The following is a 21947-nucleotide window of genomic DNA, read 5'->3' as shown; positions in this document are numbered from 1 at the left end:
CTGCGCAGCAGGCCCCGGTTGACCACGCCGAAACGCGTCGGCAAATGCCCGAGGAACAGGTTCTCGGCCACACTCATTTCCGGCACCAGGTGCAGCTCCTGGTGGATCACCGCCACACCGCTGGCGATGCTGTCGGCGGCATTCTTGAAAGCCATGACCTGCGCGCCGATCTGCACCGTGCCGCTGGACGGGATGTAGGCGCCGCCCAATATCTTCAGCAGCGTCGACTTGCCCGCGCCGTTCTCGCCCATCAAGGCGTGCACCTGCCCCGGGTGAGCGGTGAAGCAGATGCCGTCCAGCGCCTTGACCCCGGGAAAGGTTTTGCCGATACCGTCAAACCGCAGAGCCGCAGCCGTCATTTCCACAGTCCGATCTTGGTCAGTTCTTCCTTGAAGTTCTCGCGGGTGATCAGGGTCACTTCGTCCATGGCGGTGTACTTCGCCGGCTCGGTACCTTTGGTGACCCACTCGTACATCATCAGCGCGGTGTTGTAGCCTTCGATGTGCGGGCTAGGCAGCATGGAGCCGAAGAAGCCGCTGTTGGCCTTCTTCAATTCGCCGATGGCGTCGGTGCCGTTGATGCCGATACCGATCACGTTAGTGGCGGCAAAACCTGCGCTTTCGGTGGCGCGCACACCGCCGAGCACCGTGTTGTCGTTCATGCCACCGATGATCAGGTTTTTCGCGCCGCCGGGCAGCTTGACCAGGGCCGAGTTGGTGGCGTCCATGCTGCCGGGTACGTCGAGCGTCTTGAGCGCGGCAGTGAGAATGTGGTCCTTGGGAATGCCCGCTTCTTCCAGGGATTTGATCGAACCGTCAGTGCGTTTTTTGCCGGTGTCGAGTTCGTTGAAGGTGTTGATCACCGCATAGGTGTCTTTCCAGTCCCAGCCGCGTTTTTTCGCTTCGGCGGCCATCGCGGCGCCCTGCTTCTGACCCACCTCGAAGGCGGCCATGCCCAGGTACGGCACGTCTTCCATGAAGTTGCCCTTGGCATCGACAAAGCGATCGTCCACCGCAATCACTTTCAAACCATTGGCCTTGGCTTTGGCGACGATGGCTGGGCCGAGGGACACATCCGGCGGGCAAATCACAAAGCCCTTGGCGCCATTGGCGGCCAGGCTGTCGATGGCCGAGAGGGTTTTCTCGCCGTCGGGCACGGCGATCTTGATCACGGTGAAACCATGTTCCTTGCCGGCTTTTTCGGCAAAGGCCCATTCGGTCTGGAACCACGGTTCTTCAGCCTGTTTGACCAGAAAACCGATCTTCACTTCTTCAGCGGCCAGCAACAGCCCGCTCAGGCTCAAAGTCGAGACCGCCACGGCGGTGCAGCACAGAGAACGGATACCACGACGAAGGTTCATACGGGTGACTCCTTGTTGTTGTTTTTAAGTCTTGGTTTTTTAGCCGGCAAAGCGGTGACAGGGTGTGCCTGGCACGTCGACCTCGATGGCCAGCACCGCGCCATCCAGGGGGTGATCCAAAGGGCTGGCGGCACTGGTGATGTAGAGGGTGGTCAGGTCCGGCCCACCGAATACACAACTGGTGGGCCGGCTGACGGGCAGCTCGATGATGCGGTCCACCTCGCCCGTGGGCGTCAGGCGCAACAGGCAACCGCCATCCCAGCGCGCATTCCAGATGTAGCCCTCGGCATCCATGGCCGAGCCGTCCGGGCCGCCGCGCGGGTGCGGCCCGAACCACACCTGTGGCGGTGCAAGCTGGCCGTCGGGGCGGACCGAGTACTGATACAGCTTGCCGTCCAGACTGTCGCCGAAGTGCACCTGACTACCGTCCTCGTTCCACAGCAAGGTGTTGGGAATACCCAGCCCCTGCAGCAACGGCGTGACCTGCGCATCGGCATCGATACGGAACAAGCCACCGGAACGCCGGGTAATCGGCAGGTCTTCGCCGTGTTCGCCGATATTGTTCTGCATGGTGCCCAGCCACAGGCGTCCCTGGGCATCGCAGCGCGCTTCATTGCCACGGTTGCCGGGTTGCGGGTCGGCGACGCACAGCAGCGTCAGGGCTTCGGTGCTCAGGTCCAGGCGATACACACCGCTGCTCAAGGTCACCAGCGCATCGCCGCTTTCACACGGGATAAACGCCGAGACATGTTCGGGCAACTGCCAGACCCGCAATTGCCCGTCCATCAGGCGCAGTGCCTGTTTGCCGGCGATATCGACCCAATACAGTGCCTGGCTCGACACGTCCCAGAACGGGCCTTCGCCCAGTTGCGCACGGTGTGCGGTGACCGCATTACACGACATGAAACCTCCGGTTTGCTTACAGCGGATCGCGCGATGGCGTGCCATTCACCAGGCGCTGGATACGCAACGGGTTCGCGTTTTTCAACGCGTCGGGCAGCAGGCTATCAGGGTAATTCTGGAAGCACACCGGGCGCAGGAAACGGTCGATGGCCAGGGTCCCGACCGAGGTGCCACGAGCATCCGACGTCGCCGGGTACGGGCCGCCGTGCACCATCGAATCGCACACTTCCACGCCAGTCGGGTAGCCGTTGAGCAGGATGCGCCCGACCTTCTGCTCCAGCAGCGGCGTAAGTGCGGCGAACTGTTGCAGGTCGGCCGGCTCGCCAATGATCGTCGCCGTGAGCTGACCGTGCAGGCCCTGCAAGGCGGCGCTGAGCTGGGCCGGGTCGGCGACTTCGACAAACACCGTGGTGGGGCCGAACACTTCTTCCTGCAACACTTCATCGCCGTCAATCAGCAGACGGGCATCGGCCTTGAACAATTGCGGCTGCGCCTGGTTGCCGACTTGGGTATTCCCCGCCAAATGTCGAATACCTGGGTGCGCCAGCAGCTTTTGCAGGCCTTTGCCGTAGCTGTCGAGCGTGCCGGCGTTGAGCATGGTCTGCGCCGGTTGCTCGCCGATCAGCTGTGCCACTTGCTGGGTGAACGCGGTAAACGCCGGCGAAGCGATGCCGATCACCAGGCCAGGGTTGGTACAGAACTGGCCGCAGCCTTGCACCACCGAGGCGGTCAGGTCGCGCGCGACAGTGTCGGCACGGGCTTGCAGGGCCTCGGGCAACACGATCACCGGGTTGATGCTCGACATTTCGGCGAACACCGGGATCGGCTGCGGGCGTGCCGCTGCCATATCGCACAGGGCACGACCGCCTTTTAGCGAACCGGTAAACCCTACTGCCTGGATGGCCGGGTGCTTGACCAGCGCCTCACCGACACCGCCACCGAAGATCATGTTGAACACGCCCGCCGGCATTTCTGTGGCTTCAGCCGCACGGATGATCGCATTGGCGACCTGTTCGGCCGTGGCCATATGCCCGCTGTGCGCCTTGAAGACCACCGGGCAGCCGGCCGCCAACGCGGCGGCGGTGTCACCACCGGCCGTGGAAAACGCCAGGGGGAAATTGCTCGCACCGAATACTGCGACCGGGCCGAGGCCGATACGGTATTGGCGCAGGTCCGGACGTGGCAACGGTTGGCGATCCGGCAAGGCCTTGTCGATACGTGCACCGTAGAAATCACCGCGACGCAGCACGGTGGCGAACAGACGCATCTGGCCACTGGTGCGCGCGCGCTCGCCTTTGATACGTGCGGCGGGCAATGCGGTTTCGCGGCACACCAGCTCGACGAAGTTGTCGCTCAGCGCATCCAGCTCATCGGCGATAGCGTCCAGGAACTGTGCGCGGCGCGCGGCACTCAAGGCGCGGTAGGCCGGATAAGCCTGCGCGGCAGCCTGGGCGGCGGCGTCGACTTCCTGCGGGGTGGCCTGGTAGAAATCCTGCGACAAGGCTTCGCCGGTGGTGGCGTCGACGCTTTGCAGCTTGACGTTGCCGTTGCCGCTGCGCTGGCCGCCGATGTAATTGTGGCCGAGGAACTGGTTCATGCTGCTCTCCTTAAAGAGGGGTGACTTGGCCGGGTGCGAATGCCGCGTCAACGCTGCCGACACTGTTGACCAGCGGTGCGCCGAACTCGGCCTGGCTGATCTCGAAGACATCGCCCGGTTGGGTACGTATACCGTCGGCAAATGACAGCGTGGCGGTACCGAAGAAATGAATATGCACGTCGCCCGGCTTGAGGAATTGGCGGTACTTGAAGTGGTGGTATTCGAGGTTTTCCAGGCTGTGGCACATATTCGCTTCGCCACTGAGGAATTCGTTCTCCCAGATCACTTCGCCATTGCGCAGGAGGCGGCTGGTGCCGGCCAGATGCTCGGGCAGTTCACCGACGCGCAATTCCGGGCCATAGCTGCAACTGCGCAGTTTGGAATGCGCCAGGTACAGGTAGTTCTTGCGCTCCATCACATGGTCGGAGAACTCATTGCCCACCGCAAAGCCCAGGCGATAAGGCTTGCTGTCAGGGCCGATCACATACAGGCCGCCGATTTCCGGTTCTTCACCGGCGTCTTCGGCAAACGGCGGCACCGGGAACGCCTGGCCTGGGCGCACGACGATGCTGCCGTCGCCCTTGTAGAACCACTCCGGTTGCACACCGGCCTGGCCGGCGGCGGGTTTCCCGCCCTCCACGCCCCATTTGAAGATGCGCATGGTGTCGGTCAATGCGCTGTCGTCACCGGCCTGGTGCATTTTGTCGCGTGCGGCCGCGCTGCCCAGGTGGGTCAGGCCGGTGCCGCTGATGAGCATATGAGCCGGGTCCGGGTGGTCCAGGGGTGGCAGGATTTTCTGCCCGGCCAGCAACGCTGCGTAGTCATGGCTGTCACCCAGGCCGAGGCTCTCCACCTGCTGCGGCAACTTGACACCCGCCTCGATGGCGGCCAACGCCAGCTCTCGCACGCTGCCGGCCGTGCGCACTTCGCGCAGTGTGTCGCCGTCCACTACGCCGACGCGGCGCTCACCGTTGTGCAACTCGAACTGAACTAAACGCATGAAGCTTCTCCTCAATTAAGTACGGGTGGCGCCACGCGCACTGGCGGCGAATTGGTCGGCGGGCAGCACATGCTTGAGTTCCAGCAGGCGGTAGACCACACCGGTCAGCAGCAACCCGAAGACCATCACGCCAGACAGGAAGTACAAGCCCGAGGCCAGGTTGCCGGTGTACTCCTTGAGCGCGCCGATCACGAACGGGCCGATATAGCCGCCGAGATTGCCCACCGAGTTGATCAGGGCAATGCCCGCTGCCGCACTGGCACCGGCAAAGAACCGCCCCGGCAAAGTCCAGAACACTGCCGTGCAGGAAAACAGCGCGAACGCCGCCAGGCACAGCGCCGCCATTTGCAGCACCGGCATACTCAGCCAGGCACTGAAGAACAGACCGATGGCCCCCAACACATAGAGCACCGCGAGATGGCCGTAGCGGTCATTCAGGCGGTCGGAGCTGCGCGGGATGATCAGCAGGCCGATGATGCCGAACATATACGGCACGGCCGAGATGAACCCGGTGACCAGGTCTGTGCCACCGAACTGTTTGATCAGGGTCGGCAGCCACAGGCCCAGGCCGTAGATGCTCAAGGTGACCGGCAGGTAGAACAGCGCCAGCAGCAGCACGCGCTTGTCTTTAAGGGCGTGCAACGGGTTGCCGTGACGGGTCTGGCCGTAGGCTTGCAGGTCTTTGGCCAGCTCGCCGGTCAGCCAGGCCTTCTCGTCGTCGCTCATCCAGGTGACATTTTTGGGACCGTCCGGCAGGTAGCGCAACACCGGCCAGGTCAGCAGGATCGCCGGCGTACCGATCACAATGAACAGCCACTGCCAGCCGTGCAGGCCAAGCAGGCCATCCATGCCCAGCAGGCCGCCGGAGACGGGGCCGGTGATCATCATCGCGATGGGTTGCGACAGGATGAACAGCCCAAGGATCTTGCCGCGATGGCGCACCGGGAACCATTGGGTGATGTAGTAGAGCACGCCCGGAAAGAAGCCCGCCTCCGCCGCGCCGAGCAGAAAGCGCATCACATAGAAGCTGTGGGGGCCTTGCACGAAGGCCATGCCGATAGTGATCGCGCCCCAGGTAATCATGATGCGCGCAAACCAGCGCCGCGCGCCGAAGCGGTCGAGCATCAGGTTGCTGGGGATCTCGAACAGAAAGTAGCCAATGAAGAACAACCCCGCGCCCAAGCCATAGGCAGCGTCGCCGATGCCGACGTCGGCACCCATGTGCAATTTGGCGAAGCCCACGGCGGAACGGTCCACGTAGGCAATCAAGTACAGCAGGATCAGGAAAGGAATCAGTTTCAGCGTGATGCGCCGAACAAGCCGCAGTTCCTGGCTCATGGGTCGATCTCCGATTGTTGTTTTTATAGAAGCTCGGGGGACACCTCTCGCGAACATCCGCCAGGGTCATACCTCAGTTGCAACAAACTATATAGTAGGACTATTTACAAAACAACTCTTCCAAAGCAGGGTTTTTGCGCTTATGTTTAGCCAAGGTTAGAACATATAGTCATACAATAAGAGAATCGATCATGCCTGATAAAAAGCCCGGCCTACGCTCTGCCCAGTGGTTTGGTACTGCCGATAAAAACGGCTTCATGTACCGCAGCTGGATGAAGAACCAGGGCATTGCCGACCATCAGTTCCATGGCAAGCCGATCATCGGCATCTGCAATACCTGGTCGGAGCTGACCCCGTGCAACGCGCACTTCCGCCAGATCGCCGAGCACGTCAAACGCGGTGTGATCGAGGCCGGCGGCTTCCCCGTGGAGTTCCCGGTGTTTTCCAACGGCGAGTCGAACCTGCGCCCTACCGCTATGCTCACCCGCAACCTGGCGAGCATGGACGTGGAGGAAGCCATTCGCGGCAACCCCATTGACGGCGTGGTGCTGCTGACCGGCTGCGACAAGACCACCCCGGCCCTGCTGATGGGTGCGGCCAGTTGCGACGTACCGGCCATCGTGGTCACGGGCGGGCCGATGCTCAACGGCAAGCACAAGGGCCAGGACATCGGCTCGGGCACCGTGGTATGGCAGCTCAGTGAACAGGTCAAAGCCGGCACCATTACCCTGGATGATTTCCTCGCGGCCGAGGGCGGCATGTCGCGTTCGGCGGGCACCTGCAACACGATGGGTACCGCGTCGACCATGGCATGCATGGCCGAGGCGCTCGGCACCTCCCTGCCCCACAACGCGGCGATTCCGGCAGTGGATGCGCGGCGCTATGTGCTGGCGCACATGTCTGGCATGCGCGCGGTGGAGATGGTGCGCGAAGACTTGAAACTGTCGAAGATCCTCACTAAGGAAGCCTTTGAAAACGCGATTCGCGTGAACGCGGCCATCGGTGGCTCGACCAACGCCGTGATCCACCTGAAAGCCATCGCCGGGCGTATTGGCGTGGAACTCGACCTGGACGACTGGACGCGCATCGGCCGTGGCATGCCAACCATCGTCGACCTGCAGCCCTCGGGGCGTTTTCTGATGGAAGAGTTCTACTACGCCGGGGGCTTGCCCGCCGTGCTGCGGCGCCTCGGCGAGGCCAACCTGATCCCCCACCCGGACGCCCTGACGGTCAACGGCAAATCCCTCGGCGAGAACACCAAGGATTCGCCGATCTATGGCCAGGACGAAGTCATCCGCACACTCGACAACCCGATCCGCGCCGATGGCGGTATCTGCGTGTTGCGCGGCAACCTGGCACCGTTGGGTGCGGTCCTCAAGCCCTCGGCGGCAAGCCCCGAGCTGATGCAGCACCGAGGCCGCGCCGTGGTGTTCGAGGACTTCGACATGTATAAGGCACGCATCAACGACCCCGAACTGGAAGTGGATGCCAACTCGATCCTGGTCATGAAGAACTGCGGCCCCAAGGGTTACCCAGGCATGGCGGAAGTCGGCAACATGGGCCTGCCGGCCAAGCTGCTGGCCCAGGGTGTGACCGATATGGTGCGCATCTCCGACGCACGCATGAGCGGCACCGCCTACGGCACGGTGGTGTTGCACGTCGCGCCGGAAGCCGCAGCCGGCGGGCCGTTGGCCACAGTGCGGGAAGGTGACTGGATCGAACTCGACTGCGCCAACGGCCGCTTGCACCTGGACATCCCCGACGCAGAGCTGGCGGCGCGCATGGCCGACCTCAAGCCACCGCAGAAGCTGATCGTCGGTGGCTACCGCCAGTTGTATATCGACCATGTGCTGCAGGCCGACCAGGGCTGCGACTTTGACTTCCTCGTGGGCTGCCGTGGGGCTGAAGTCCCACGTCATTCCCACTAATTGGGATGCTATGATGCCGCGAATCTAAGTCAGAGCATCCCTGTCGTTATGGATCACCAGCCGCCCAAACCGCGCAAGAGCATGCATGCCCAGATCGTTCAGGACTTGGGCATGCACATCGTTTCCGGCCGCTTCAAGCCCGAAGAAAAACTGCCCTTGGAGTCCACGCTCTGCGAGGAATACAAGGTCAGCCGCTCGGTGCTGCGGGAGGCCACGCGAGTACTCAGCGCCAAGGGCCTGGTGTATTCCAAGCCACGGGTCGGCGCGGTGGTAAGGCCTCGTTTGAAATGGCACCTGCTCGACCCGGACGTGTTGTCCTGGCTGATGCAGTCCACGCCTCATAGTGAGTTCTTCAACACCCTGGCCGGTGTGCGGCGCATCCTCGAACCGGAAATCGCCGCGATGGCCGCGACCACCGCCACCGTTGAGGACATCGCGACGATCGAAAAAGCCTACCGCGGCATGGAAACCGCACAGACCCACGAACAGTTGCTGCAGGCCGACCTGGATTTTCACCGGGCCATCGCCGATGCCACCCGCAACGACCTGCTCGCCTACATGTGCAACATGCTGTCGCTGCCGCTGCGCGAGTCGATCAATATCACCAACCGACGCCCGGATATCCAGGGCCTCAGCCTGCCCCGACACAAGGCGATCCTCACCGCGATCCAGAACCGAGATGCCCTCGGAGCGCGGCATGCTTCGCTGGTGCAGTTGGATGACACTCGCGTGGCGCTGGATACGGTGATGAATGTGCTGACGCCGTTGTAGGCCCATTACTCGTCTGAGTACGCTCTTTCCCTATCTAACACTCTGTTGCCAGATCTAAAACTCTGTTGCCAGGTTGAAACCTGGTGGCGAGGGAGCTTGCTCCCGTGACGGCCCGGAAGCCGGCGACCACCTAACTGACCCTCCGCGAGGGGCCTCGCCCCCGATTGTTGGAGTGCAATGAGTACATATCCATTGCTGCGGTAACGGCGGCTTAGGGTTCCGCCCTTACGGCGGCTCACTTTTGAAAAGCGCAAAAGTAAGCAAAACGCTCTTGCCCCACCACTCGGCACCTCGCTCAGGCTCGGTGTGCCCGCAATCCGACATTGATTTGGGGGGCCGCCGCCACGCGCCATCCATGGCGCGGGGCGGCTAAACCGGCATCCCTGCCGGTTTACCCCCCAAATCAATATCGAATTCCGGCCAGCGTGGTTTAACGGGGCGCCTGAGATCAAGATCAAAAGCGGCTCGCTTCGCATCGTGATGTGTGTAGACAGCCATGCTGCGCTATAGCTTTTGCTTGCCTGTGGAAGCCGGCTCGCCTGCGCTACACAACTTTGATGTGGCCATAAACCTGTGGCGAGGGAGCTTGCTCCCGTGACGGCCCGAAAGCCGGCGACTATCCCACTGGCCCTCCGCGAGGGGGGCGCCCCCGATTGTCGGAGTGCAATGAGTACATATCCATTGCTGCGGTAACGGCGGCTCAGGGTTCCGCCCTTACGGCGGGTCACTTTGGAAAAGCCCCAAAGTAACCAAAGGGCCCTTGCCCCACCACTCGGCACCTCGCTCAGGCTCGGTGTGCCCGTAATCCGACATTGATTTGGGGGGCCGCCTGAGATCAAGATCAAAAGCGGCTCGCTTCGCATCGTGATGTGTGTAGACAGCCATGCTGCATTGCAGCTTTTGCTTGCCTGTGGAAGCCGGCTCGCCTGCGCTACACAGAGTATCTACACAACTCTGGTGTGGCCATGACCCTGTGGCGAGGGAGCTTGCTCCCGTGACGGCTTGGAAGCCGCCGACTATCCAACTGCCCCTCCGCGAGGGGGCCCGCCCAGGCTCGATCATAGACTTGAATCCATGGGCCGCCGTCATACCGGGTTACGCGGATTCAAACCTGCGTTCGGCCAGCATGGTTTAACGGAGCGCTTACGATCAAAAGCAAGATCAAGATCAAAAACACAGCGGCCACGGCCTCATAAAGCCACGCCCGCTTTCAAGCCCGCTCATTGTCACTTTCTGATTGACAGTTAAACGGTTCCCAGCCGCTTTTTCACTTTCGGGCACCTCATTAATCTGTGCTCACGGTGTTGCTGAGGCCTGAATCCAGCGTCACAGCAGCCCGATCCCAAGGCATGAAAACTCGAACGATTGAAAAGGAATTGACCATGAGCCTCAAGAAAACCCTCGCCGCTTCCCTCCTCGCCCTGTCCATCGGCAACGCATTCGCCGCCGGCAGCCCCGGCGTCGAACACAACACCCAGGCGTTCCTCGACGCCCTCGCGGCCGGCGGTGGTAAACCGCTGGAGCAACTGAGCCCGAAAGAGGCCCGCGACGTGCTGAGCGGTGCCCAGGCGTCGGTGCCGGTCGATCTGTCCGGCGTTGAAGTCAGCGACAAGGCGATCAAGGTCGACGGCCAGGTGATCAACCTGAAAGTGGTGCGTCCTGCCAAGGTCAAGGGCGAGTTGCCGGTGTTCATGTTCTTCCACGGCGGTGGTTGGGTATTGGGCGACTTCCCGACGCACCAACGCTTGATTCGTGACCTGGTGGTGGGCTCCGGCGCAGTGGCCGTGTATGTCGATTACACCCGGTCGCCGGAAGCTCATTACCCGGCCGCGATCAACCATGCCTACGCCGCCACGAAATGGGTGGCCGAGCACGGTAAGGAAATCGGTGTCGACGGCAAGCGCCTGGCGGTGGCCGGCAACAGTGTCGGCGGCAACATGGCGGCGGTGGTGGCATTGAAGGCCAAGGAACAGAACACCCCTGCCCTACGCTTCCAGTTGCTGATGTGGCCGGTGACCAACGCCGGATTCGAAACCGCCTCGTACCAGCAATTCGCCGAAGGCCACTTCCTGACCAAAGGCATGATGCAGTGGTTCTGGGACAGCTACACCACCAACCCGGCCGAACGCGCGCACATCCACGCCTCACCGCTGAATGCCAGTGCCGAACAGCTCAAGGGCCTGCCTGCCGCGCTGGTGCAGACCGCCGAATTCGACGTGCTGCGCGACGAAGGCGAAAGCTACGCCCGCCACCTCGATGCGGCCGGCGTACCGGTGACCTCGGTGCGCTACAACGGGATGATTCATGACTTCGGCCTGCTCAACCCGCTGAGCCGGATTCCGGAAGTCCAAGCGGCGGTACGCCAGGCCGCCGCAGAGCTCAAGACGCATCTGAACTGATGCCCGACCTCTCGCCACACCACCCGGTGTGGCGAGTTTTTTGGTGCCCGCCAAGCCGCTGCCGTCTAAGGGGCTTTGATGCTCAAAGGTTCAGACATGTACTGGCTGATCCGCGAGCGTAGCCAGCGCTCTGCCGGATCGTTGTCGTGAACGCCGCTCCAGGCCATCGACAGTTGCGCCGCGTCGATGGGAAACGGTGGGTCTTCGGCCCTCAAGCCACTCCCTTCGACCAACGCACACGCCGCATAGTCGGGCACGGTGGCGATCATTTCGGTACCGGCGAGCATCGCGCGCAAACCACTGAATTGCGGAACCCCCAGCACCACACGCCGAGTACGGCCGACCTTGGCCAGGTCGAGGTCAATGTTGCCGTTCAGGTCGCCGGAGAACGACACCATCGCGTGGGGCCGCCGGCAGTATTCATCGAGTGTCAGCTCACCGGGCCGGTTGTCACCGCGCAACACTTTGCAGGCAATATCACGTAGCCGCTTGCGCTTGGCGTTGGCCGGCAATTCGGTGGTGTAACTGACCCCCACCGAAATCTCCCCCGATGCCAGCAAGGCCGGCATCACCAGATAATTGGCCCGGCGCACAACCACCACAATGCCCGGGGCCTCCTGTTGCAGCTGGCGCAACAACGGCGGGAACAAACCAAATTCGGCGTCGTCCGAAAGGCCTATGCGAAACACATCGCAGCTCGTCGCCGGATCAAACTCCTTGGCCCGGCTGACGGCACCCGAGATGATGTCCATCGCCGGTTGCAACTCCTTGAGAATCGCCAACGCTCGCGCCGTCGGCTCCATGCCGCGCCCATTGCGCAACAGCAGCGGGTCGTCGAACAAATCCCGCAGGCGTCCCAGCGCAGCACTCACCGCAGGCTGGCCCATGAACAGTTTTTCAGCCACCCGGGTCAGGTTCTTTTCGAACATCAGCGCCTCGAAAATCACCAGCAGATTCATGTCTACGCGGCGCAGATCATTACGGTTCATAGGCACAGTCCCATTGTGTAGTGAGCCAGGTATTCGTCACTCGGCCATCGCTCGATAATCGGCAGTTTTGCCGCCCGCTTGCAAGGCCCGTTTTGCATAGTCATCCACTGAAAATGCCGGCCCATCCCAGTGATGTGGGCCGCACCCGCAAGCGGCCGTCCGCAGGCCGGCCAAATGTGCCAATCATGCCGGTGTTCTCAGCCGAAAAATTGCAGCCATGTGCTGAGCGAGGGCCGTTGCCCGGCGATGTACCGGGGTGGAATTAACAACGTTTAACTCGCAAAGCACCGACCCGCCACCAAGAATAAAGCCCTCTGCACCGAACTGTTTTCCAACGCGTGAAACTGCTGACCCACCGCGCAGTGTGCCAGCGCATTCGCCTCGATACGGATATTTGCCATGGCCTATTTTCAGCACAACGCCGCTCGCGTACCCGCCACTGAAACGCATCTGCCCGCCACCGGAGGCCTCTCAGCGTGGCGCGAAAGCCTGGTCAAAAAACTGATTCTCGAGGGTCTGGGTGAAACGCTGGAGGTCACTGAGCTCGCTCGGGCCTGTGCCCTGTCCCGCAGTCATTTCTCTCGTGCCTTCAAGTGCAGCACCGGCCTGTCGCCCCAGGACTGGATTCGTCGGCAGCGCATCACGCGGGCCAAGCAACTGATCCAGGATACCGACCTGACCTTGACGCAGATCAGCCTGGAATGCGGCTTCTGTGATCAAGCGCACTTCTGCCACATTTTCACCCGCAGCGAAGGCATCACGCCTTTCGCCTGGCGCTGTCAGGCAGTACATGCGCTGCCTTCTCTCAAGATCACGGCTGCGCCGGCGGCTCGGCGTTGAGCCGAGCCTGATGAGTAGAGGAACCGTGCATCAAACCGCTGAATGGCCCATACGTTCGGCCAGGCGCGCGACCCGCTCCCCCAGGTGAGCGGCGGTGCAGCGATCTTCGGGAGGTGGCGCATGCTCCGGGGATTGCTCGACGTTCGATTGGGCCATGACCCCCAGGGAGCTGCCCAGGCGATTCAATTGCCCATCGAACAGGCCGACGCTGGAGCGCGCCGGCAGCAGGTCGAGGCCGACCCAGATCATCGAGTGCTGAGCGGCAAATACGGCCATCTGCAACAAGGTATTGAGCTTGTCGCCACACAAGCAACCGGAGTTGGTGAACCCGGCAGCCAACTTGTCGCGCCAGGGCTGCGCCAGGTAGAACGACGCGGTGGCCTCCATGAACGCCTTGAAGGACCCCGAGGCACTGCCCATGTAAGTCGGGGCGCCGAAGATGATCGCGTCGGCGCGGTGCAAGCAGTCCCAGCGCGCGTCCACTTCCTCGACCGGAATCAGTTGGCACGTGCTGCCCAAGTGTCGCTCCACACCCTGGGCCACAGCTTCGGCGATGACCCGCGTATGACCATAACCGCTGTGATAGACCACCACCACATCACTCATTCCAGCCTTCTCCTGAAGTGTTCATCCCTTTTACTGCACGGAGCACAAAAACCGGTGCCTTCGGTTGATAGACTGCAGGCATTGGATTTTTGGGTGTAAGACAGGCGCAGGACGAGTTAAACGTTGTTAATTCTCAGTGGTGCGCCAAAAGCCACGACACGTCCTTTTGTCAGTGCCAGCCCAGTCGATACACAGCTCGCGAACGGTGCCGCAACACGGCCGTCAATGCACACGCGGGCGAGTTGCCCGAATGCCGCGTTGCGCTGGCGCAAAAAACTGAGGAACATGCTCGGATATCGCGTGATAGACGCAGGCAGGCAGGAGTGACCCGTTGACCCTTTCCCCCGAACAGGCGGTGCATTTCGGCCCTTACCGGGTCTATCCCGGACAACGCCTGGTGCTGGAGGCCGATCAGCCCCTGCGCCTGAGTCGGCGCGCCATGGACATTCTGTTGATCCTGCTGGAGCACGCCGGAAATCTGGTCAGCAAGCAGCAGTTGATCGCACGGGTCTGGCCCAACAGCGTCGTCGAAGACATCAATGTGCGAGTGCACATCGCGGCGCTGCGCAAAGCCCTTGGCGACGGTCAAGCCGGCCAGCGCTATATCGTCACCGTGGCCCAGCGTGGCTACAGCTTTGTCGCGCCGTACTCGCTGGAGCCCATCGAGCAACGTCCACCGAGCAGCGGCCATGGGCACAACGGTCATAACCTGCCGATTCGTCGCACGCGCATGATTGGTCGCCAGGTCCTGGTGGACCGCCTTGTGACGCAATTGCCACGCCAGCGGTTCATCACTCTGGTCGGCCCTGGCGGTATCGGCAAGACCACCGTGGCACTGCGCGTCGCGGAGCAACTGATCGGTCGCTACCGGGACGGCATTCGCCTGCTGGACCTTGCCTTGATCAGCGAGCCAGCGATGATCACCACCCACCTGGCGATGCTGCTGGACCTGTCGTTGCACGACGCAGAGCCGGTGAGCTGTCTCACCACCTTCCTGCGCGAGCGGCAAATGCTGCTGGTCATCGACAACTGCGAGCACCTGATCGACGCCATCGCGGTGCTCAGCGAAAGCATCCTGTGCGGGGCGCCCGATGTGCATATCCTGGCCACCAGCCGCGAGAGCCTGCGGGCCGACGGCGAATTCGTGCAGCGCCTGGAGTCACTGGACTGCCCACCGCCCGTCGCCGCGCTGGAGCGCGCCCAGGCCCTGGGCTTTTCGGCGGTGCAATTGTTTGTCGAACGGGCAATGGCCAGCCATGACAGTTTCGAACTGACCGACGCCGAACTGCCCCTGGTGATCGAGATTTGCCGCCGCCTGGACGGTATTCCTCTAGCGATCGAACTGGCCGCAGCGCAAGTGAACAGCCTCGGCCTGAGTGGCTTGCTGACGCAACTGCAAGGCAGTTTCCGTTTGCTCGCACAGGGCTCCCAGACGACGCTGGGGCGGCATCAGACCCTGCGTGCAACCCTCGACTGCAGCTTTGAGCTGCTGACGGCCTGCGAACAGATCTGCCTGCGCCGACTGAGCGTGTTCAGGGGTGGTTTCACGCTGGAATCGGCGGCGGCCGTGATTGTCGGCGAACACGTCGAAAGCTGTGCGGTGCTTGGCGCGATTACGCAACTGGTGGCCAAGTCCCTGCTGAACGTGGAGGTCGGTGACGAGCAGGTGTTCTACCGTCTGCTCGACACCACCCGCAGCTATGCCCTGGAAAAACTCGACCAGGCAAATGATTTGCCGGACACCCTGGAGCGCCATGCCCAATGCTGCCTGGCCTTGATGCATCAAGCCCAGGACGACTGGGAGCACACCCAGACCGATGTATGGATCGAGCGTTACGCGCGCAGCCTCGAAGACATCCGCTCGGCCCTGGACTGGGGGCTGAACGCTCAAGGGCCACAGACCATTGCGATCCGCCTGGCTTCGGTGTCGACATCACTCTGGCAGGAACTGTCGCTGCTCAAGGAGCACGGCGTGTACGTGCGCAAGGCCCTGGCCCTGCTTGAATTGACGCCCGAGCCCTGCCCTCGCCTGAAAATGGCCCTCAAGCTTGCCCTCGGCAGCTCCTGCTACCACACCCAGGGCGGCAGCGCCGAAACCGTCGAAGCCTTTGTGAGCGCCAGAACCCTCGCCGAACGCTGCAACGATGTCGCCGGCCAGCTCAGAGCCGTGTCCGGGCACATGGCGGTCAACCTCAGTTGCGGCAACTATCAGACGGCCCTGGAACAGAGCCTGCAATTTGATCGACTGGGTGTGCAAGGTCATGCCGCCGTGTCCCTGAGTACCCAGCGTTTGCAGGTACTGGCCCTGCACTTTGCCGGGGACCAGCCACAGGCGCGCAAGCGTGCTGAACAGGTCATCCAGCACATGGCCCAGAGTGGACACCTCAATCGCTTCACCCATGGCTTTGGCGTCCAGTACGATCAGTGCGTCGCCTCGCTGACGATTCTGGCGCGGATCCTCTGGTTGCAGGGCCACCCCGAAAAGGCCTGGCGCGCCGCCCGCCAGGCGTTGGACATTGCGCTCGAGATCGACCACGGCACGTCCATCTGCTACACGCTGGCACTCTCCGGTTGCCTGATCGCCCACTACAACGGCGACACTCAAACGGCCCGCGACCTCTTGCGCCTGCTGCTCGAACAAGCCCAAAAACATTCGGTGCTGCTGTTTTACAACTGGGCCCGGCACTATGCGCAGGTGATCGATGACGAGAGTACGCATCCGACCCCGCCAGTCGGCGCCGGGCTGATCAATGAAATCATGGTTACGCTGGATGGCCGTTTCGTCGACGACGCATTGCTGGCACGCGCCGAAAGCGGCGCGGCGGGTTGGAGCACCGCGGAAATCCTTCGGGCCAGCGCAAATGCTCTGCTTGCACAAAACCGCCAGCCTGCGGCTGAGACGGTGCTGCTCAAAGCGCTGGGCGTGGCGCAGGCCCAGGGTGCTCGGGCGTGGGAGCTGCGCACGGCTACATCACTGGCCGAGCTTTGGCAGCGTCAGGGTCGTTTCCAACAAGCCCATGATCTGCTGGCGCCCATCTACAACGGCTTCACCGAAGGCTTTGCCACACCCGACCTAAGCAACGTCCGCCGTCTGCTTGACGAGCTGCAACAACACCGGTCTTCCTGAAACCCAGCGTGCCCGACTGATGTAGCCGGCATAACGCACTTCAAACATGCGCTGCAGCCCGCTCAGTTCAAGCTTTTCCAGTACATAAGTGCGGGTGGTGTTGAGGAAGCGATAGCGGGTCATGCCCTCGCTTGGTTCAACTGACAACAGTGATTTCAGCACCAGCCGTTCTATCGCCTCGACCAGGCTGGCGGGCCGCAGTACCGCACAGCTGATGACGCCGATGGCGGCTTCCAGCGTAAAGGCTATTTTGAACACCGCCAGCCCTTGCAGGACGGTCTGCTCCAGCGGGCTCAGCCGCTGATAGCTCCAGTCCAGGGCGGCCTTGAGCGTCTGGTGCCGTGGCACGGCAGTGCGCCGGCCTTGGGTCAGCAGTTGAAAACAATTATTCAGTTGTGCCCGCAGCCCAACCAGCGCCAGCGCGTCGATCTGCGCCGCTGCCAGTTCGATGGCCAGGGGCAGCCCGTCGAGACGCCGACAGATTTCCCGCACGCCCTCGAGGTCCTGTTCACGCAGCGCAAACCCTTGCTGGCGGGTACGCGCACGGCTGACAAACAGCTGCACCGCCGAATAGCTCATAGCCTCGGCGACACTGTGCAGCGCCGACATCGGCGGCACCGCCAGGGCCGCCAAGCACTGCACCGTTTCCCGCGTCGCCCGCAACGGCTCGCGGCTGGTGACCAGGATCGACAACCGTGGCGCCGAAGCCAACAGGCTCTCCACGCGCGTTCGGCAACATTCGAGCAGGTGCTCACAGTTGTCGAGCACCAGCAATGCATGCCGTTGCGCCAGTGTCTCCACGCCAACGTCCAGCCAAAGCGTCTGGCTCAGATAATCGTCAAGCCGCTTGGGGTCGTCGATTGCCGCCAGATCAACGAACCAGACGCCATCGCGATAGTGCTGCAACAGCAGTTCGGCCACGCGCAAGGCCACCGTGGTCTTGCCAATGCCGGCAGGGCCGACCAGCGTCATGAAACGGAAAACCGGCAACTGCCGGACCACACTGCCCACGATCGAATCCCGGCCGATCACTGGTGTGATCCGTACAGGCAGGTTGTGGCGGGGTTGCTCAACGGTCTCGATCGAAACCGGCATCCCCTCCGGCTCGCATTGCACCGGGGCGACAAAGCAATAACCGCGCTGGGGAACATTGACGATATAGCAACACCCGTCCTGACCATCGCGCAGTGCCCGGCGCAGCGCGGCGATGTGCACGCGCAAGTTGATTTCCTCGACCACCGAAGTCGGCCAGACGCGGGCAATCAATGCCTCCTTGCTGACCACATCACCCGCTTGCTCGACCAGTACCTGGAGAATATCCAGTGCCCGTCCGCCCATACGCAGCGGCCGATCACCCTCCAGAATCAGGCGTTGACGAGTGTGAAACACGTACGGGCCAAACCGCAGCACCGCACTGCTATTTAAATCGCTGAGTCTGTTCATGCACATTCACGTGCCGAAAACCGGGCCCGACTCAAGGTACTGCATCATCCCTTGCACGCGTTCGCCCAGGCTCCCGCCTCTCCATTGCCAAAAGTTCACAAACATCTTGGCAGACAGGGGTGACCGAACAACGGCCATGGAGGGAGCGTCACGGACATAGCGGTGCGCAGTACGGACAATAACGTTTCAGCTGAACAGTTCGCGGTACTGCGCGGGGGTCAAACCCAGTTTTTCACTGAACAGAAACCGCATGTGCCGCACGCTGCCGAAGCCGCTCTTGTAGGCAACGGTCTTGAGCGGCAGGTCACTGGTTTCCAGCAGGCTCCTGGCAAAATCGATACGTGCGCTTTGCAAAAACTCCATGGGTGTCATGGTCACTTCCCGGGCAAACAACCGGGCGAAATGCCGCGCACTCATGTTCGCCAGGCTGGCCATGCGTTCGACGCTGAAGCTTTCATCAAGGTGAGCGAGCACATAGTTCTGCACCCGGGCCACCGGCGTTTCCGGAGGGGCGACTGCGGGCATCAACGGGCTGAACTGCGCTTGTCCGCCCTGGCGCTTCATCACCACCAGCAGCACCTTGGCCACGTCCTGGGCGATTTTCTTGCCGTGATCCTGAGCGACCAGCGCCAGTGCCAGGTCGATGCCGGCGGTGACCCCACCGGAACTGTTCAGGTTGCGATCCTGGACGTAAATCTGATCGGTCTTCACCAGAGCGTTAGGGAAGGCCCGGATCAACCGCTCGGTGTAATGCCAGTGAGTCGTCACCTGGTAACCGTCCAGCAAACCGGCATGCCCCAATATGAATGCCCCCGTGCAGATCGAGCCATACCTGGCCGACCGACTGACGGCGCTTTGCAGCCAGTCGAGCAACGGTTGATGTTTACCGTCGTAGGCCCCCGGACCGCCCGGCACCAGCAACAGGTCATAGCTGTCGCGGGCCTGGTCTATATGCACATCGGCCTGAACGTTGATGCCGTTGGATGCGCGCAGCGCGCCATGCCCGGTGCCGATCGTCGACAGCTGATAACGGTCGCCCGGCGCCAGATAACGATTGGCGATGGAAAACACTTCCATGGGCCCGGCCATATCAAGCAGGAGGAAGTCTGGAAACAGCACCATTGCCACGGTTTTCATGGTTTGTAAGTCACTGAAATCAAAGAAATAGGAGACGCGCGTCAGTGCCGACCATTATGGCCAATTGTAACAACAAGGAAATATGAACCCGCGCACACTGCCGTCAATCTTAGTCGGACAATACGTCGATTCCAGCCTTTCGATCGAAGGCCAAACGCAAACCCGGCGCCTGGCGCCCCCGCCCTGTTTGGTATGGCCACCGGGAAGAGCCACACAGTGCCCAGCGCCGCGTTGTCGAAGACCTGAAGGGTCTTCAGGAAGCGAGGATTTCCTCAAGGAACGCAATAAACACATTGATGCGACTGGAGCCACGGTGGTTGGGCAGGTACAGCGCGTTGATGCAGGTGCTGGCGGTGCCGGGATTGACTTCATACTGTTCCAGCACGCGGGTCAGGCCGCCCCGGGCGACATCGTCACGCACCAGCCAGTCGGCCAGCAGTGCCACTCCGCCACCCGCCAGTGCCGCTTCGCGCAGGATGTCGGCGTTGTTGCTTTGCAAGCGCCCCTGGACACTCAGGCGCAAAGTGTCCTCATCGTTCTGGAAGGTCCAGTCGTGGTGCACCGCGCCATAGTCGAAACGCAGGCATTGATGCTCCACCAGATCACTCGGGTGACGCGGCAGACCGGCCCGTGCCAGGTACTCGGGACTGGCCAAGACCCAACGCTGAAACTCACCGACCTTCTTGCTGACGATGTCATCGTTGACGATCGAAGAGCCGAGGCGCACAGACACATCGATTCGCTCGCTGATCAGGTCACTGACCCGATCGCTCAACGACAGGCTGATCTCCAGGCCCGGATGGCGCTCCAACAGGCGCCCCAGGTGAGGCGCGATGATGCGCCGCCCGAACTCCACCGGAACGCTGGCACGCAGGTGCCCCTGGACCTCGGTGCCACGGTCGGCGACGGTGGCATCGGCTTCGTCGACGGCCTCGAGAATCAGCACGGCCTTCTCGAAATAAGCCTGCCCTGCCGCCGTGACACTGGTGTTGCGCGTGGTGCGGTTCAGCAGGCTGGCGCCCAATTCACTTTCCAGGCCCGCCACCTGCCGCGTCACCGAAGACGTAGACAGACCGAGCTTGCGCGCCGCTGATGAATAGCCGCCACAGCGTACGGTTTCAACAAACATCTTCAGCGCCAGCAGCTTGTCCATCAGGCCATCCCAAGCGAAAAATCAAGCTGATTACTATGCCTGACCGCGCATGGGGTGTCTTGCACGCCTGTGCTCAGGCACGGGCGTGGCTGCTTGCTCTTCGATAGGCCTCAACAGCTCGCGCCGGGGCTTACGCCTGGCGGTACTGACGCATGAGAAACAACACCAGTGCCAGACCAGGCACCGTCGCAATCGAGACGGCTGACAGGCTCCAACCACCCCACTCATAAAGGGGGCTGGCCACCAGCGAACCCAAGGCTCCGCCGACGAAGATGCTGGTCATGTACACGGCATTCAGGCGTGCCCGGCTATGCGGATCAATGGCGTAGACCTCACGCTGCCCGAGCACCATGTTGAGTTGCACCGCAAAATCCAGCAGCACCGCGCACGCTACCAGCCAAACATAGCCACTGCCCGGCAGGGCGCCTATCAGCAAGGAAACAGGCGCCAACACCAACGCAACGAGCGTGCCGCGCTGCCCATGCCCCGCATCAGCCAGCCGGCCGGCAATCGGGGCGGCAATCGCACCAACGGCGCCCACCAGGGCAAACACGGCAACCTGTGCCTGGCTGAAGCCATGCTGGCGAATCAACTCTATTGGCACGATGGTCCAGAACAGGCTGAAGCTGGCGAACAATAACCCTTGATACAAGGAACGCTCACGCAGGCTCGGATGGCGCCGTGCGAGCGCAAATACAGAGCGGATCAACGCGCCATAAGAGGACTGATGTGTCGGCATGCGCCGTGGCAAGGCAACGGCCATGATGCAGGCGATCAATGCCATCAGGCCCGCAGCGCTGAAGAACACGCCGCGCCAACCGAGAGACTCCGACAACAGGCTCGACAGCGGGCGCGACAACAGAATGCCCAGCAGCAGGCCGCTCATGATATTGCCCACCACCCGCCCGCGGGTTGCTTCAGGTGCCATGTGCGCAGCCAACGGCACAAGAATCTGTACGGCCACGGACGTCAGGCCGATGAGCAATGAGAGCACCAGGAACAGCGAAGGCGACTGAGTAAAGCCGGCGCCAACCAGGCAAAGGCTCACAGCCAGCGTGAACCCCACCACCAGACGGCGGTTCTCCATCAGGTCGGCCAGCGGCACCAACAACAGCAAACCCGCGGCATAACCGAACTGGGTCAGCGAAACAATCAGGCTGGCGTGAGCGTTGGATAGACCAATTTGAGGCGCGATCAGCTCGACTATCGGCTGGGCATAGTAAAGATTGGCGACGACGGCACCACAACAGAAGGCCAACAAAACCACCAGGGCACCTGAGATTGACGCGGGGTGTTCCCCCTTCACCGTCGTGCTTGCCGTTGCTGCAACGTTGCCGATAGGCATGATGAACCTCG

The 21947-nt window shown here is 62.0% G+C and carries 17 protein-coding genes; 5 read left to right on the top strand and 12 right to left on the bottom strand.

Annotation, left to right across the window (positions count from 1 at the left end; genetic code table 11):
* The 6 genes from M5B97_RS23335 to M5B97_RS23310 all read right to left on the bottom strand — a co-directional run.
* Positions 1–359: ATP-binding cassette domain-containing protein (locus M5B97_RS23335; protein ID WP_248732782.1), on the bottom strand; the 359-nt coding region annotated here is incomplete at its 3' end.
* Positions 356–1360, bottom strand: a complete 1005-nt coding sequence (locus M5B97_RS23330; protein ID WP_248732781.1) for a substrate-binding domain-containing protein — start codon at positions 1358–1360, stop codon at positions 356–358. The genes M5B97_RS23335 and M5B97_RS23330, both read right to left, overlap by 4 nt.
* A 39-nt stretch (positions 1361–1399) precedes the next feature.
* Positions 1400–2263 carry an SMP-30/gluconolactonase/LRE family protein gene (locus M5B97_RS23325; protein WP_248732780.1) on the bottom strand — a complete coding sequence of 288 codons (864 nt, stop codon included), beginning with the start codon at positions 2261–2263 and terminating at the stop codon, positions 1400–1402.
* 16 nt (positions 2264–2279) lie between these two features.
* A complete protein-coding gene (locus M5B97_RS23320; RefSeq protein ID WP_248732779.1) occupies positions 2280–3860 on the bottom strand; it encodes an aldehyde dehydrogenase (NADP(+)) in 1581 nt (526 codons plus the stop codon).
* 10 nt (positions 3861–3870) lie between these two features.
* Positions 3871–4860 (bottom strand): AraD1 family protein, encoded by a 990-nt coding sequence (gene araD1, locus M5B97_RS23315; RefSeq protein ID WP_248732778.1) that lies wholly within the window; start codon positions 4858–4860, stop codon positions 3871–3873.
* A 15-nt stretch (positions 4861–4875) separates the two neighbouring features.
* On the bottom strand, positions 4876–6198 hold the full coding sequence (locus M5B97_RS23310) for an MFS transporter (RefSeq protein WP_134661347.1): 1323 nt from the start codon (positions 6196–6198) through the stop codon (positions 4876–4878).
* Between the two features lie 191 nt (positions 6199–6389).
* Here M5B97_RS23310 and M5B97_RS23305 point away from each other — a divergent pair, with 191 nt between their 5' ends.
* From M5B97_RS23305 to M5B97_RS23295, 3 genes are all read left to right on the top strand, one after another.
* Positions 6390–8126 carry an IlvD/Edd family dehydratase gene (locus tag M5B97_RS23305; RefSeq protein ID WP_123717945.1) on the top strand — a complete coding sequence of 579 codons (1737 nt, stop codon included), beginning with the start codon at positions 6390–6392 and terminating at the stop codon, positions 8124–8126.
* A gap of 48 nt (positions 8127–8174) precedes the next feature.
* Positions 8175–8897 (top strand): FadR/GntR family transcriptional regulator, encoded by a 723-nt coding sequence (locus M5B97_RS23300; protein WP_123717944.1) that lies wholly within the window; start codon positions 8175–8177, stop codon positions 8895–8897.
* A gap of 1382 nt (positions 8898–10279) precedes the next feature.
* Complete coding sequence (locus tag M5B97_RS23295) at positions 10280–11296, top strand: alpha/beta hydrolase (RefSeq protein WP_248732777.1); 1017 nt, start codon at positions 10280–10282, stop codon at positions 11294–11296.
* A 65-nt stretch (positions 11297–11361) separates the two neighbouring features.
* Here M5B97_RS23295 and M5B97_RS23290 read toward each other — a convergent pair whose 3' ends face one another.
* A complete protein-coding gene (locus M5B97_RS23290; protein ID WP_248732776.1) occupies positions 11362–12285 on the bottom strand; it encodes a LysR family transcriptional regulator in 924 nt (307 codons plus the stop codon).
* A gap of 399 nt (positions 12286–12684) precedes the next feature.
* Here M5B97_RS23290 and M5B97_RS23285 point away from each other — a divergent pair, with 399 nt between their 5' ends.
* Entirely contained in the window at positions 12685–13125 is a 441-nt protein-coding gene (locus tag M5B97_RS23285) for an AraC family transcriptional regulator (RefSeq protein ID WP_134661268.1), read from the top strand.
* Between the two features lie 30 nt (positions 13126–13155).
* Here M5B97_RS23285 and M5B97_RS23280 read toward each other — a convergent pair whose 3' ends face one another.
* Positions 13156–13731: a flavodoxin family protein gene (locus M5B97_RS23280; RefSeq protein ID WP_123717939.1), complete on the bottom strand. Its 576-nt coding sequence runs from the start codon at positions 13729–13731 to the stop codon at positions 13156–13158.
* A 331-nt stretch (positions 13732–14062) separates the two neighbouring features.
* On the opposite strand from M5B97_RS23280, the gene M5B97_RS23275 reads away from it, so the two are divergent.
* The gene (locus M5B97_RS23275; protein WP_248732775.1) at positions 14063–16858 is read left to right on the top strand and encodes a winged helix-turn-helix domain-containing protein; all 2796 of its coding nucleotides are present in this window, start codon (positions 14063–14065) and stop codon (positions 16856–16858) included.
* Here M5B97_RS23275 and M5B97_RS23270 read toward each other — a convergent pair.
* The 4 genes from M5B97_RS23270 to M5B97_RS23255 form a co-directional block, all read right to left on the bottom strand.
* Positions 16805–18301, bottom strand: a complete 1497-nt coding sequence (locus tag M5B97_RS23270; RefSeq protein ID WP_248732774.1) for a winged helix-turn-helix domain-containing protein — start codon at positions 18299–18301, stop codon at positions 16805–16807. The genes M5B97_RS23275 and M5B97_RS23270 overlap by 54 nt on opposite strands.
* 186 nt (positions 18302–18487) lie before the next feature.
* On the bottom strand, positions 18488–19438 hold the full coding sequence (locus tag M5B97_RS23265) for a GlxA family transcriptional regulator (RefSeq protein ID WP_248732773.1): 951 nt from the start codon (positions 19436–19438) through the stop codon (positions 18488–18490).
* A gap of 253 nt (positions 19439–19691) precedes the next feature.
* The gene (locus M5B97_RS23260; RefSeq protein WP_248732772.1) at positions 19692–20591 is read right to left on the bottom strand and encodes a LysR family transcriptional regulator; all 900 of its coding nucleotides are present in this window, start codon (positions 20589–20591) and stop codon (positions 19692–19694) included.
* A gap of 130 nt (positions 20592–20721) precedes the next feature.
* Complete coding sequence (locus M5B97_RS23255) at positions 20722–21936, bottom strand: MFS transporter (protein WP_248732771.1); 1215 nt, start codon at positions 21934–21936, stop codon at positions 20722–20724.
* Positions 21937–21947 lie beyond the last annotated feature (11 nt).

The sequence above is a fragment of the Pseudomonas sp. MWU13-2517 genome (genome assembly GCF_023242545.1).
Classification (GTDB): domain Bacteria; phylum Pseudomonadota; class Gammaproteobacteria; order Pseudomonadales; family Pseudomonadaceae; genus Aquipseudomonas.
This window is presented reverse-complemented; position numbering and strand designations above follow the sequence as displayed.

Excerpts from the sequence above, each read along its gene's own strand:
- M5B97_RS23330 (WP_248732781.1), bottom strand. The coding sequence starts at position 1,360 with ATGAACCTTCGTCGTGGTATCCGTTCTCTGTGCTGCACCGCCGTGGCG.
- M5B97_RS23325 (WP_248732780.1), bottom strand. The coding sequence starts at position 2,263 with ATGTCGTGTAATGCGGTCACCGCACACCGTGCGCAACTGGGCGAAGGC.
- M5B97_RS23320 (WP_248732779.1), bottom strand. The coding sequence starts at position 3,860 with ATGAACCAGTTCCTCGGCCACAATTACATCGGCGGCCAGCGCAGCGGC.
- araD1 (WP_248732778.1), bottom strand. The coding sequence starts at position 4,860 with ATGCGTTTAGTTCAGTTCGAGTTGCACAACGGTGAGCGCCGCGTCGGC.
- M5B97_RS23310 (WP_134661347.1), bottom strand. The coding sequence starts at position 6,198 with ATGAGCCAGGAACTGCGGCTTGTTCGGCGCATCACGCTGAAACTGATT.
- M5B97_RS23305 (WP_123717945.1), top strand. The coding sequence starts at position 6,390 with ATGCCTGATAAAAAGCCCGGCCTACGCTCTGCCCAGTGGTTTGGTACT.
- M5B97_RS23300 (WP_123717944.1), top strand. The coding sequence starts at position 8,175 with ATGGATCACCAGCCGCCCAAACCGCGCAAGAGCATGCATGCCCAGATC.
- M5B97_RS23295 (WP_248732777.1), top strand. The coding sequence starts at position 10,280 with ATGAGCCTCAAGAAAACCCTCGCCGCTTCCCTCCTCGCCCTGTCCATC.
- M5B97_RS23290 (WP_248732776.1), bottom strand. The coding sequence starts at position 12,285 with ATGAACCGTAATGATCTGCGCCGCGTAGACATGAATCTGCTGGTGATT.
- M5B97_RS23285 (WP_134661268.1), top strand. The coding sequence starts at position 12,685 with ATGGCCTATTTTCAGCACAACGCCGCTCGCGTACCCGCCACTGAAACG.
- M5B97_RS23280 (WP_123717939.1), bottom strand. The coding sequence starts at position 13,731 with ATGAGTGATGTGGTGGTGGTCTATCACAGCGGTTATGGTCATACGCGG.
- M5B97_RS23270 (WP_248732774.1), bottom strand. The coding sequence starts at position 18,301 with ATGAACAGACTCAGCGATTTAAATAGCAGTGCGGTGCTGCGGTTTGGC.
- M5B97_RS23265 (WP_248732773.1), bottom strand. The coding sequence starts at position 19,438 with ATGAAAACCGTGGCAATGGTGCTGTTTCCAGACTTCCTCCTGCTTGAT.
- M5B97_RS23260 (WP_248732772.1), bottom strand. The coding sequence starts at position 20,591 with ATGGACAAGCTGCTGGCGCTGAAGATGTTTGTTGAAACCGTACGCTGT.
- M5B97_RS23255 (WP_248732771.1), bottom strand. The coding sequence starts at position 21,936 with ATGCCTATCGGCAACGTTGCAGCAACGGCAAGCACGACGGTGAAGGGG.